Annotated in this window: 11 protein-coding genes; 9 read left to right on the top strand and 2 right to left on the bottom strand. The window is 74.2% G+C overall.

Annotation, left to right across the window (positions count from 1 at the left end; all coding sequences use genetic code 11):
- The first annotated feature begins 21 nt into the window (after positions 1–21).
- From ACXR2U_RS21310 to ACXR2U_RS21280, 7 genes are all read left to right on the top strand, one after another.
- Positions 22–2,316: a prenyltransferase/squalene oxidase repeat-containing protein gene (locus tag ACXR2U_RS21310; RefSeq protein WP_458827100.1), complete on the top strand. Its 2,295-nt coding sequence runs from the start codon at positions 22–24 to the stop codon at positions 2,314–2,316.
- Positions 2,317–2,336: 20 nt separating this feature from the next.
- Complete coding sequence (locus tag ACXR2U_RS21305; protein ID WP_458827099.1) at positions 2,337–3,356, top strand: hypothetical protein; 1,020 nt, start codon at positions 2,337–2,339, stop codon at positions 3,354–3,356.
- Positions 3,357–3,433: 77 nt separating this feature from the next.
- On the top strand, positions 3,434–4,573 hold the full coding sequence (locus ACXR2U_RS21300; RefSeq protein ID WP_458827098.1) for a CbiQ family ECF transporter T component: 1,140 nt from the start codon (positions 3,434–3,436) through the stop codon (positions 4,571–4,573).
- A complete protein-coding gene (locus tag ACXR2U_RS21295; RefSeq protein ID WP_458827097.1) occupies positions 4,570–6,183 on the top strand; it encodes an ABC transporter ATP-binding protein in 1,614 nt (537 codons plus the stop codon). The genes ACXR2U_RS21300 and ACXR2U_RS21295 overlap by 4 nt, the downstream gene beginning before the upstream one ends.
- 44 nt (positions 6,184–6,227) lie before the next feature.
- Positions 6,228–7,025, top strand: coding sequence for an ECF transporter S component (locus ACXR2U_RS21290; protein WP_458827110.1), 798 nt, complete (start codon positions 6,228–6,230; stop codon positions 7,023–7,025).
- Positions 7,022–7,855, top strand: coding sequence for a hypothetical protein (locus ACXR2U_RS21285; RefSeq protein ID WP_458827096.1), 834 nt, complete (start codon positions 7,022–7,024; stop codon positions 7,853–7,855). The genes ACXR2U_RS21290 and ACXR2U_RS21285 overlap by 4 nt, the downstream gene beginning before the upstream one ends.
- Before the next feature lie 40 nt (positions 7,856–7,895).
- The gene (locus ACXR2U_RS21280) at positions 7,896–9,014 is read left to right on the top strand and encodes a nicotinate-nucleotide--dimethylbenzimidazole phosphoribosyltransferase (protein WP_458827095.1); all 1,119 of its coding nucleotides are present in this window, start codon (positions 7,896–7,898) and stop codon (positions 9,012–9,014) included.
- A 136-nt stretch (positions 9,015–9,150) separates the two neighbouring features.
- On the opposite strand, the gene gcvT is transcribed toward ACXR2U_RS21280, so the two are convergent.
- Positions 9,151–10,254, bottom strand: a complete 1,104-nt coding sequence (gene gcvT / locus ACXR2U_RS21275; protein WP_458827094.1) for a glycine cleavage system aminomethyltransferase GcvT — start codon at positions 10,252–10,254, stop codon at positions 9,151–9,153.
- 28 nt (positions 10,255–10,282) lie between these two features.
- Positions 10,283–10,657, bottom strand: a complete 375-nt coding sequence (locus tag ACXR2U_RS21270; RefSeq protein WP_458827093.1) for an oxidoreductase — start codon at positions 10,655–10,657, stop codon at positions 10,283–10,285.
- Positions 10,658–10,829: 172 nt separating this feature from the next.
- On the opposite strand from ACXR2U_RS21270, the gene lpdA reads away from it, so the two are divergent.
- Together lpdA and ACXR2U_RS21260 are read left to right on the top strand one after the other, a co-directional pair.
- Positions 10,830–12,299, top strand: a complete 1,470-nt coding sequence (gene lpdA, locus ACXR2U_RS21265; protein WP_458827092.1) for a dihydrolipoyl dehydrogenase — start codon at positions 10,830–10,832, stop codon at positions 12,297–12,299.
- 41 nt (positions 12,300–12,340) lie between these two features.
- The coding region (locus ACXR2U_RS21260; protein WP_458827091.1) for a biotin/lipoyl-containing protein at positions 12,341–12,796 on the top strand (456 nt) is incomplete at its 3' end.

Genomic DNA, 12,796 nt, shown 5'->3' with positions numbered 1-12,796 from the left:
ACCGCCTGTGAAAGGGACCCTTTGCGTCACCGCTCCGCTCGCGCCGTCTCCGCCCTCGCCGTCCTCGGTCTCGTCCTGACCGGCGGGATCGGCCTGGCATCGCCCGCGTCGGCGGCCGCGACCACGCCCGACACCGGCACGCTCGCGCGCTACCTCACCACCCAGCTCGTCGGCGGCACCCACTACGAGCTCGGCGCCGGGTTCACCGACGTCGGCCTCACCGTCGACGGCGCGTTCGCGCTCGCGGCGACCGGACGCGACTCGGCCACGGTCGACGCGATCACGGGGTACCTGGACTCGAGCGTCGGGGCGAACTGGGTGCAGTTCGACGACGATCCCGCGAACTTCAGCGGGGGGTCCGCGGCCAAGCTGGCGGTGCTCGCCGAGGTCGCCCACCGCGACCCGCGCTCGTTCGCCGGGCTCGACCTGCTCCAGCTGCTCGCGGACAACGTGTGCACGGCCGCCCAGTCGACCGCCGACCCCACCGCGTGTGCGGGCGCGGGCAACTACCGACGCGCGACCTCGGTCTTCTCGCAGGCGCTGGGCGTCATCGCCCAGCAGCGCGCCGGCACGGCGAGCCCCGCGGCCGTCGACTACCTGCTGTCGCTGCAGCGGCCCGACGGTTCGTTCCCCAGCCTGATCCCGAACAGCAACGACTCCGACCCCGACAGCACCTCCATGGCCTTGCAGGCGCTGACGATCCTGCCGGCGGCCACTGCGTTCCCGGCCACCCCGGTCGCGGCGGCGATCACCGACGCGATCGACTACCTCGCCGGCAGCCAGCTCCGCGACGGCAGCTGGGGCCCGGTCTTCAACGGCGTGCAGAGCCACAGCACCAACTCCACCGCGCTCGCGATCCAGGCCTTCTCCATCGACGCGGCGACCCGGTCCGCGCAGAGCGCGCGCACCACCCGCGCCCTGGCGTTCCTCGGCGGCCTGCAGAACTCCGACGGCGGGCTGCCCGTCAACGACGACCGCGGCAACCCGGCCTCCGACGTCCGCGCCTCCACGCAGGTGCTGTCCGGCGTCGAGGGGGTCCCGTTCGGAACCCTCTCCGTCCCGTTGACCGTGAACCGGACCGCCACCACGGTTCCCGCGGCCGCCGCGGCCGCGCGGTACCTCGCGGGCCAGCTCACGCAGGGCGACCACCTCGAGAGCGACGGCTTCGTGCAGCAGAGCACGACGGGCGACCTCGCCTACGGCCTGCTCGCGAGCGGCGGCCAGGACGCGACGCTGGGCAAGGTGCTCGCGTTCCTCACCCTCGACACCACGCTGCGGTCCTACGTCGGCGGCGCCAACTTCGGCGACGCCGAGAACTCCGTCTACGCCGGCACGGCCGCGAAGCTCGCGACGCTGCTGGAGCTCAGCGGCTACGACCCCCACGACGTCGGCGTGAACCACGTCGACCTCATCGCCCGGTTCACGGAACTGATGGGCGCCGACGGCCGCCTCCACGACCGTTCCGACTTCGGCGACTACGCCAACGTGCTCGGCCAGTCGTTCGCCGTGCTGGCCCTCACCGGCGCCGGCGACACCGCCACGGCCGCGAAGGCCCGCGCGGCGTTGGTCGCGGCACAGTGCCCGGACGGCGGTTTCCCGGAGGAGTACGACCAGGCGACCTGCACCTCGGTGCCGGACGCCACCGGTCTCGCCGTCCAGGCGCTCAACGCCGGGCACGCCGCCGCGACGAAGACGGTGACGGCCGCCGCCGCGCCCGCCGAGCTCGTCGACGCGCTCGGGTGGCTGACGTCGCACCAGGCGGCCGACGGCTCGTACGCCGGCGCCCCCGGCGTCACGAACAGCACCGGGTACGCCGCCCTGGGTCTGCTCGCGGTCGGGCAGAACGCCACCGCGCCGCGGGCGTTCCTCACGGGTGTCGCGAACTCCGACGGTGGCCTCCCCGTCAGCGCCACCGGTGCGAGCAACGTGCTGGCCACCTCGCAGGCGCTCCCGGCGCTCGCCGGCCGGTCCTTCCTGCAGCTGACGCCGAGCGTCCTCGCGCCGGTCGACACGATCGTCGGCACGGACCCGCCGACCACGACGCCGCCCACCACGCCTCCCACCACACCGCCGACGACGCCGCCGACCTCGACGCCGCCCACCACCTCGCCGACCGGCATCGGCTCCAGCACGGGCGGGGCGTCCGGCCACGGCGGCACGGCCACGGACGTCGCGGGCGGCGACCTCGCCGACACCGGCGCGAACGTGCTCACCCCGCTGTGGCTCGCCGCCCTCGCGCTCGCCCTGGGTGCCGGGGCGACCGCGTACGGCGTCCACCGGCCCCGCCGCGCCTCCCACGCGGCGCGCCGACACTGATGCGGTCGATCCGCCGGCGCGTGCTGCACGTGGCGGCGGCCTCCGCCCTGGCCGTCACGGCCGGAGCCGTCACGGTGGCGGCGGGCCCCGCGGGGCCGGCCTCCGCCGCGACGTGCTCGGCTCCGAGCGTGCGGGTGATGGTGGACTTCCGGCCCCACACCGGGGGGAACCCGACCGCCACCTGGCCCGTGGGGTTCCAGGGCAACGGCAGCGCCGGGAACCTGGTCACCGCCTGCGTGCCGTTCACGTCGGGGATGACCGGGTACGCGGCCCTGCAGAACGGCGGGTTCACCACGGCCGGCACCCAGCACGACGGGCCCGCCTTCATCTGCCGCATCAACAACCTCCCGGCGCCGTCCGGCAACCCGGGCCCGCGGGCGAACGAGGCGTGCGCCCTGACCCCGCCCGCCTCGGCGTACTGGTCCTACTGGCACGCCAGCCCCGGTGACACCTCCTGGGAGTACAGCCAGCTCGGGGCGATGAGCTACCACTCCGAGCCGGGCAGCGTCGAGGTGTGGGAGTACGGCCCCACCGACCTCCAGGGCACCTACGGCCAGCCGCCCTTCACGCCGGCGTCGGTCTTGCCGGCGGCCGCCCCCGCGGGCGCCACCACTCCGCCCGCTCCGGGTGCGGGCGGCGACGGCGGCGTCATCGTCGGCCCGCGACCGACCGGCACCGAGAACGGCGGGTCGGGCGAGGGTTCCGGCCGTGCTCCCGGCGCCTCGACGTCCGGGCCGGGCCGGGGCACGTCGAGCGCGCCGGTGAGCTCGTCACCGGCGGGCGCGGGCGCGTCCACCGGAGCGGCGACGACACCCCCCGCCTCGCCCACCACGTCGACGAGCACCACACCCGGTGCGGCCGGTTCGGGGGCAGCGGGCGGCGCGTCGCCGTCGACCGTCGACATCGACACGATCGCCGAGCCCGCCGGCACCACACGCACCGGCACTCCGTGGGCGACCGTCGCGACCGTCGTCGCGCTCGGCGTCGTCGCGCTGCTCGGCGGCCTGTTCGCCTGGCGACGGAAGCAGAGCACACCCTGACCCAGTTGCGTACCCCGGGAACCGCCGCGCCCCCCGACGCGGCGGTTCCCGCGGACCCCGGGTCACCGCGACGGGCGGTGCGGCAGACGTCCGGGCGACTCCCCCGCGACCTGCACCCGATGGCGTGGTGGGCGTGGGCGATCGGCCTCGCCGCCGCGGCCAGCCGCACCACGAACCCGTTGTTGTTGCTGCTGATCCTCGCCGCGGCTGCGGTCGTCGTCACGGCCCGCCGCACCGAGGCGCCGTGGGCGCGCGCGTTCCGCTACTACCTGGTCCTCGGCCTCTCGGTGATCGCGATCCGGGTGGTCTTCCGAGTGCTGTTCGGCGGGGTCACCGGTGGCGGCGACGGCGGCACGACCGGCATGCACGTGCTGTTCCGGCTGTGGGAGGTCCCGCTCCCCGCCTGGATGGCGGGCGTCCACCTCGGTGGCGCGGTGACCGCCGAGAGCCTGCTCGGCGCGGTGTACGACGGCGTGCGGCTCGCCACCCTGCTGTGCTGCATCGGCGCGGCCAACGCGCTGGCCAACCCCAAGCGTGCACTGAAGGCCGTGCCCGGTGCGCTCCACGAGATCGGCGTCGCGGTCGTCGTGGCCGTTTCGGTCGCCCCGCAACTGGTCGAGAGCGTCCAGCGCGTCCACCGGGCCCGCAAGCTGCGCGGTGGCGGCGGCTCCGGACTGCGCGCGTTGCGCAGCATCGCGATGCCCGTGCTGCAGGACGCGCTCGAACGGTCGCTGCTGCTCGCCGCCGCGATGGACAGTCGCGGGTACGGCCGTCGGGTCGCCGTGCCGGCCGGGTTGCGCCGCACCACCGCCGGGCTGCTGATCGCCGGTCTGCTCGGCCTCTGCGTCGGCGCCTACGGCGTGCTCGACGGCACCGCGCCCGCCGCGCTCGGACTCCCGGCCCTCGCCGTCGGCGCCGCGTTGTGCGTGGGGGGCATCGCCCTCGGCGGGCGCCGCGTGGCGGTCAGCAAGTACCGACCCGACCCCTGGCGCCTCGCCGAGTGGGCCGTGCTCGGCTGCGGTCTGACGTGCGCGGTGATCATGATCGTCAGTTCCGGCTACGACTCGGCGAACCTCAACCCGTCGCTCACCCCGTTGTCGTGGCCGACGCTGCCGCTGCTGCCGGTCCTCGCGGTCGTCGTCGCCGCGTTGCCCGCGGTCCTCGCGCCGCCGCCCGCCACACCGGCTTCGCGTCGGGCCCGGGGGGCGACGTCGTGATCCGGTGGGAGCAGGTCACGGTGACCTACGCGGACGCGCCCCAGCCCGCCCTGCGCGACGTCGACCTCACCGTCGACGAGGGCGAGCTGTGCCTGGTGGTCGGTCCCACCGGTGCCGGCAAGTCCACCCTCCTCGGCACGGTGAACGGCCTGGTCCCGCACTTCAGCGGCGGCACCCTCGCGGGACGGGTCACCGTGGCCGGCCGCGACACCCGCACCCACCACCCCCGCGATCTCGCCGATGTCGTCGGTGTCGTCGGCCAGGACCCGCTCGCCGGGTTCGTCACCGACACCGTCGAGGAGGAACTGGCGTACGCCATGGAGCAACTGGGCGTGGCACCCGAGGTCATGCGCACCCGGGTCGAGGAGACGCTCGACCTGCTCGGGCTGGCGGGCCTACGGCACCGGGCGTTGTCGGAGCTGTCCGGCGGCCAGCAGCAGCGCGTCGCCATCGGGTCGGTGCTGACCGCGCACCCCCGGGTCCTCGTGCTCGACGAGCCCACCTCCTCGCTGGACCCCGTCGCCTCGGAGGAGGTGCTCGCCGCCATCACCCGCCTGGTGCACGATCTCGGCATCACGGCGGTGGTCGCCGAGCACCGCCTCGAGCGGGTCGCCCAGTACGCCGACCGCATCGTGGTCGTCCACGGCGACGGCCGGGTCACCGACGGTCCGCCCGCGCCGATGATGCACAGTGCACCGGTCGCGCCACCGGTCGTGCACCTGGGCCGGCTCGCCGGCTGGGAACCCCTGCCGCTGTCGGTGCGCGACGCCCGCCGCCGCGCCTCCGAGCTGCGGAGCCAACTCCCGGCGGTGGCCCCCGAGGCCGCTCCGCGCCACGCGCTCCGCAGCGGTGTCGCGCTCGAGGCCCGCAAGATCGTGGTCCGTCACGGCGAGGTCGTCGCGGTCCGCGAGGTCGACCTCACGTTGCGGTACGGCGAGATCTCCGCTCTGATGGGCCGCAACGGCGCCGGCAAGTCGTCGTTGCTGTGGGCGGTGCAGGGTTCCGGTCGACGCGACGGCGGTCGGGTCGACGTCGACGGCGTCGACCCCGGCGACCTACCGGCGCGGAAGGCGCGCACGCGCGTCGGCCTGGTGCCCCAGACCCCCACCGACCTGCTCTACCTCGACACCGTCGCGGCCGAACTCGACCAGGCCGACCGTGAGACCGGCGGCGAACCCGGCGGCGCTCGCGTGCTGCTGGACCGGATCAACCCCGGCATCGCCGCGGACGCCCACCCGCGAGACCTGTCCGAGGGCCAGAAACTCGCTCTGGTCCTGGCCATCCAGCTCTCGGCGGCACCGACCGTGGTCCTGCTCGACGAGCCGACCCGCGGCCTCGACTACGGCGCCAAGACGCGGCTGGTCGAGATCCTGGCCGAACTCGCGACGTCCGGGCACGCCGTGGCCGTCTGCACCCACGACGTCGAGTTCGTTGCACTGTGCGCCGATCGCGTCATCGTCATGGCCGAGGGCGAGATCGTGGCCGACGGTCCCACCCGGTCGGTCGTCGTCGCGTCCCCCGCCTTCGCCCCGCAGGTCGCGAAGATCCTCGCTCCCGCCGAGTACCTCACCGTCGGCCAGGTCGCGGCCGCCCTGGCGGGTGTGGCGTGAACGCCCGCGTGAACGCCGTGCGGCTCGGACCGCGCAGCACGGTGATGATCGTCATCGCGGGCGTCCTCGGCCTGATCTCGTTCTTCTGGCCGTTCCTGCTCGACCCCACGCACTTCGGCCTCGCCGACACCGCGCCGCTGATGTTCGGCGCGCTGCTCGTGCTGGTGCTCGCCGTGCTCATCGCCCAGATCTCCGAGGGCGGGATCGACAGCAAGGCCCTGGCGTTGCTCGGCGTCCTCTCCGCGGTCAACGCCGCCCTGCGACCGCTCGGGGCCGGGACGGCCGGCATCGAGACGGTGTTCTTCCTGCTCGTGCTGGCCGGTCGGGTGCTCGGACCGGGTTTCGGCTTCACCCTCGGCTGCACCAGCCTGTTCGCGTCGGCGCTCATCACCGGCGGCGTCGGACCGTGGATGCCGTACCAGATGTTCGGCTGCGCGTTCGTCGGTCTGGGCGCAGGGTTGCTGCCCGCCCTGCGCGGCAAGGCCGAACTGGTCATGCTCGCGGCCTACGGGACGTTCTCCGCGTTCATGTTCGGGTTCCTGCTCAACTTGTCGTTCTGGCCGTTCGTCGCGGGCTCCGAGACCTCGATCTCGTTCGTTCCCGGCGCCTCCGCGGCCGAGAACTGGCACCGCTACCTGGTCTTCGACCTCACGACTTCGCTCGGCTGGGACACCGGCCGGGCGGTCACCAACCTGCTGACGATCCTCGTGGTCGGCCCGGCCGTGCTCGCCGCCCTGCGCCGGGCGTCGCGCCGCGCCGCGTTCCACACCGTCGCCCGTTTCGACGCTCCACCCGCCGTCTCCTCCTCCGCCCCGACCCACGACAGGACCGCCGTCTCATGAAGCTGTTCACCGGACTCGCCACCCTCGCGGTCGCGGTCGCCGCGTGCCTCGTCCCGACCACCAGCGCCGCCGCCGCGGCCGCCCCGACCCTGACCGTCACGGCGCCCGCGACCGTCACGGTCGGGGTGAAGGCGAAGATCGTCGCCACCGTGACTCCGACGACCGCCACCGGCACGGTGCGGTTCACTCCGGCCGGCGGGAGCGTGGCGCCGGGCTGCGGCGCGGTGCCGGTCGCCAGCGGCAAGGCCGTCTGCAAGATCCTCTTCAGCTCGACCACGCCGGTCAAGGTGACCGCGCGGTTCACCAAGAGCAACGGGACCGCGGTGTCGGGGTCCGTGGTCGTCTCCCCCGTCGACGGCGCGGCGGGCCAACTGGTCGGCGGCGTGGGTGCCTGCACCCGCCGCACCGGCGCGCTGGTCGCGGTGAGCTACGGCGCGTGGGGCGGCCCGATCGTGCGGGGCTGCGACACCACCCTCACCACCGGCATCGACCTGCTCACCACCGCGGGTTTCACCACCACCGGCACCCAGCACGACGGCCCCGCGTTCCTGTGCCGCATCGGCCACCCGTACTGGAAGTCCGGCACGCAGTACCCCACGCCTGCCACCGAGGCCTGCGTGAACACCCCGCCGGCCGACGCCTACTGGTCCTACTGGATCGCGCCGAAGGGTCAGACCACGTGGAGCTACAGCCCGCTCGGCGCGTACTCCAGCAACCCCACCCCGGGCTCGGTCGAGGCCTGGACGTTCGGGTCCACCGACGTCGGCGGCACCACCGGCCAGCCCCTGTTCACGCCGAACCAGATCCGGGACGGACTGCCCACGACCTAGGCCCAGGCCCCGACACCGACGGACCCCCTAGAGTTCGGGCGTGACCGACCCGTCCGCCCCGCTGCGCGACCTCGTGACGCTGGGGCTCGACATCCCCTGGCCCGACCCCGACGCCGAACGCGCCGCCCGCGAGCACCGGCTCGAGCGGGCACCGGGCCGGCCGGTGACGCCGTACGGCTCGCTCGCCACCACCGCCGAGTGGTTGGCCGGCGTGCAGGGCGTGTTCCCGCCCCGCCCGCCCGCGGATCCCCGGGTCGTCGTCGTCACCTCGCGGCACGTCGGCGCGCGGGACGGCCGCACCCTCGACGACCACCTCGTGGCCTCGACCACCCTCGCCGAGGGCACCTCCCCGCTGCAGCGGCTCGCCCCCACGCGCGGCGTCACGGTCGAGACCGTCGACGCCGGCGAGATCGGCGACGTCGCGGTCGAGGACGCGAACCTCACCACGTCCGTCGTCGACGGCGTCGACCACGGCGCGACCCTGGCCGACTCCTGGATCGACGACGGCGCCGACCTGCTCGTGCTCACCGCGGTCTCGGCCGGCGGGTCGACCCCCGCGGCCGCGCTGGTCGCGGTGCTGACCACGACCGAACCGGTCCTGGTCGCGGGCCGCGGCTCCGGTCTCGACGACGTCGGGTGGGCCGTCAAGACCGCGGCGATCCGCGACGCCCGCCGCCGCGGTCACGACGCCCGCCACGACACCGACGCCCTGCTCGCGACCGTGGGTGGACGCGACCTCGCGATCCTCGCCGGGATCGTGCTGCAGGCGGCGAACCGCCGCGTGCCGGTGCTGCTCGACGGCGTCAGTGCCGTCGCCGCGGGCCTCGTCGCCCGCGACGTCTCCCCGCGCATCACCCGCTGGATCCGCGTGGCGCACGCGGGCACCGACGCCGCCGAACGACTCGCGGTGCAACGGTCCGGCATGCAGCCGATGCTCGACCTCGAGCTCTCGGGCGTGGGCGTCGCGGCCGGCCTCGGCGGTCTGCTCGCGATCGGCCTCGTCGACACCGCCGCCCGCCTCGCCGACGCCCCCCTCTCCTACGCCGCCCCCGCACCGGACCCCGATCCAGAACCCACGCCCGATCCAGAACCCACGCCCGATCCGGAACCCACGCCCGATCCGGAACTCACGCCCGATCCGGAACCCGGAGCCGCCTGACCTGGCGAGTGGTCACCTTCCCCGGTGAGTGGTCAGCAAGTTCCGCCCACTCACGGGGAGAAGTGCCCACTCGCCGGGTCGTCCCGGGGCGGGCAGGCCACGTGACCCCTGCGCCGGACGAGCCGACGAGGGGACCTCAGCGGACGTGTGAGGGCACGAACGGCGGCTTGACGACCACGACGGGCACGGAGCGGCCGCGGACGTCGACGGCCAGGGTGGCGCCGTCCTCGATCCCGGCGGCGGTGTCGAGCAGGGCGAGCGCGATGCCGGCGCCGAGGGTCGGGGAGAACGTGCCGCTGGTGACGACGCCGACGGGCGCACCGTCGGCACCCACGACCGTCATCCCGTCACGCGGGACCCCGCGGCCCTCGACCCTCAGCCCCCGCAACGACCGGCGCGGGCCGGCCGCCTTCTCGGCCACCACGGCGTCGTGGCCCGCGAACGTCGCCTTCCCCCACCCGACCGCCCAGCCGCTGCGGGCCTGGACCGGGGAGATCGCAGACGACAGCTCGTGGCCGTGCAGCGGATACCCCATCTCGGTGCGCAACGTGTCGCGGGCGCCGAGGCCCGCGACCTGACCGCCGGCATCGCGGACGGCCGCGACCAACCGGTCCCACAGCGCGGGGGCGGCGGAAGACGGCAGAACGATCTCGTAGCCGCGCTCGCCGGTGTAGCCCGTGCGGCAGACGACGGTCTCGGCGCTGATGGCGGGGTCGACGTCGGCGAAGGACATGTAGTCCAGGCCGGTCGGCAGGCCGACGGCTGCCATGACGTCGTCGGCGCGCGGGCCCTGCACCGCGAGCACGGCGTACTCGGCGTGCACGTTGAGCACCTCGACGGTGTCGGGGGCGTCGGCGGCGATCCGCGCGATGACGGCGTCGGCGTTGGCCGCGTTCGGGACCAGCAGCAGGTCGTCGTCGGCACGCAGGTAGACGATGAGGTCGTCGACGACGCCGCCGTTCTCGTCGAGCAGCATCGTGTACTGCGCCTGCCCGGGGCCGATGCGGTCAAGATCGTTGCTCAGGACAGCGTTCACGTGGGCGCGCGCACCCTCGCCGCGGACCAACGCCGTACCCAGGTGCGACACGTCGAACAGCCCGACGGTCTCGCGCACGGCGGTGTGTTCCCTGATGACGCCCGCGCCGGCGTACTCGATGGGCATGTCCCACCCGGAGAAGTCGGCGAACTTGGCGCCGAGCGCTTCGTGGCGGTCGTGCAGGGCGGTGTGTCGGGCGTCCACGCGGCGAGGCTAGCGAGGACGGCGGGGATCAGGCGGACGGGCCGCCGAGGCCAGGGGTGCGGCAGCTGTCGGCCGCGCTCCGGGCGCGGGTCCAGTCCCGCATCCGGGCCGGGTAACCGGTGACCGCGACGTCGTGCAGCGGGACCGCCTGCTTGCGGGCGAACGACCGCGCCGCGTGGGCGTCACCGATGCGCCGCCGTGTCCACTCCCCGCTCGGCGCGACCAGCACGACCGTGGTGCCGGTCACGCGGGTCGCCGGCTCGAGGTAGGCCTCGACACCGGGGTGGGCCGCGGCGAACCGGCGCAGGTGCTCCACGTCGGCCTTGTTCGCGTCCCGGTCCAGGGTCGGCGTCGCGTCGACGACCCGGTGCGGGTGGGTGCGGTGCGCACGCCGACGGAACACCTGGACTCCTCCCCGAGTCGGGTGGCACGGACGTCGAGGGACGCCGGCCTGACCGCCATCGTCGCCGCGACCTCGCGGTGGCGCCTGTGGCGTGACTGGGTGCTGGATGGGAACGTCGCGTTCGCTGCGGGCACACGGCCCGCTCCACGCGGGCGGGACCCGCGGTGACAAGATGGTGACGACGGGTGCACCGGCCCGTCCGGGTGCCACGCGCCCGTCGCGAGCCGCTGCCCGCACGTGGGTCAGCAGAGGGAGCGCCACCGTGACCAGCCAGTCCGCCGACATCGTGATCTTCGGCGCGGGGAGTGGCGGGTACGCCGCTGCGCTGCGCGCCGCCGAACTCGGCAAGCAGGTGGTCCTCATCGAGAAGGACAAGGTCGGCGGGACGTGCCTGCACCGCGGCTGCATCCCGACCAAGGCGCTGCTGCACGCGGGTGAGGTCGCGGACTCCGCCCGCGAGAGCGCCCAGTTCGGCGTCAAGGCCACCTTCGACGGCATCGACATGAACGCGGTCAACTCCTACAAGGACGGCGTGGTCAACCGACTGTGGAAGGGCCTGCAGGGCCTGCTCAAGCAGCCGAACATCACCATCGTCGAGGGCGAGGGCCGGCTCACCGACGCCCACACCGTCACGGTCGGTGAGAACTCGTACACGGCTCCCAACGTGGTCCTGGCCACGGGTTCGTACTCCCGCACGCTGCCGGGCCTCGAGGTCGACGGCACCCGCATCATCACCAGCGAGCACGCGTTGACGCTCGACCACGTGCCGGGCTCGGCGATCATCCTGGGCGGCGGGGTCATCGGCTGCGAGTTCGCCAGTGCCTGGAAGAGTTTCGGCACCGACGTCACCATCGTCGAGGCCCTCCCGCACCTGGTGCCGCTGGAGGACGAAGCCAACTCCAAGCTGCTCGAGCGGGCCTTCCGACGCCGCAAGATCGCCTTCAAGACCGGCGTGCGGTTCACCGGTGCGCAGGCCACCGACTCCGGCGTCACCGTCACGCTCGAGGACGGCTCGACCCTCTCGGCCGACGTGCTGCTCGTCGCCGTCGGCCGCGGCCCGACATCCCAGGGGCTCGGCTACGAGGAGGCGGGCATCGCCATGGAGCGCGGCTTCGTGCTCGTTGACGAGTACTGCCGCACCAACGTCGACGGCGTCTACGCGGTCGGCGACCTCATCCCCACCCTGCAGCTCGCCCACCTCGGGTTCGCCGAGGGCATCCTCGTCGCCGAGCACATCGCGGGCGTGCCGGTCGTCCCGATCGACTACGCGGGCGTCCCCCGCATCACCTACTCCGACCCCGAGGTCGCGTCCGTCGGACTCACCGAGGCCCAGGCGGTCGAGCGGCTCGGCGCCGACGAGGTCAAGACCCTCACCTACGACCTCGGCGGCAACGGCAAGAGCCAGATCCTCAAGACGCAGGGCGCGGTCAAGCTCGTCGCCGAGAAGGACGGCCCCGTGCTGGGCATCCACATGGTGGGCGCGCGTGTCGGCGAACTCATCGCCGAGGCGCAGCTGATCTACAACTGGGAGGCGCTGCCCAGCGACGTCGCCCAGCTGGTCCACCCGCACCCCACGCAGTCCGAGGCGCTCGGCGAGGCCCACCTCGCCCTGGCCGGCAAGCCCCTGCACACCCACGCCTGACCCGACGACGCCTCAGCGCGAAGACAGGAGAACAGCCCGCCATGTCGGTCTCCGTGACCATGCCCCGCCTCGGTGAGAGTGTCACCGAAGGCACCGTCACCCGATGGCTGAAGGCCGAGGGCGACACCGTGGAGGCCGACGAGCCGCTGCTGGAGGTGTCGACCGACAAGGTCGACACCGAGGTGCCGTCGCCCGCGTCGGGAACGCTGTTGTCGATCAAGGTCGCCGAGGACGAGACGGTCGAGATCGGCGTCGAACTCGCGGTCATCGGCGACGCCGCCGAGGGCTCGGGCGGTGGTGACTCCGCCGGTGGTGGCGACGCCGCTCCCGCGCCGGAGGCCCAGCCGGAGCCCGAGCCCGAGCCGGAGCCCGCACCGGAACCGCAGCAGCCGCAGGCGGCGCCCCAGCCTGCCGCACCCCAGCCCGTGGCGCAGCAGCCCGCGGCCCAGCAGCAGCCGGCGACCCAGACCGACTACGCCCCGCCCGCGGACGTCCCG

The organism is Jatrophihabitans sp. YIM 134969 (genome assembly GCF_054456675.1).
The sequence above is the reverse complement of the archived record's forward strand: the minus strand, read 5'-3'. Positions and strand labels throughout refer to the sequence as shown.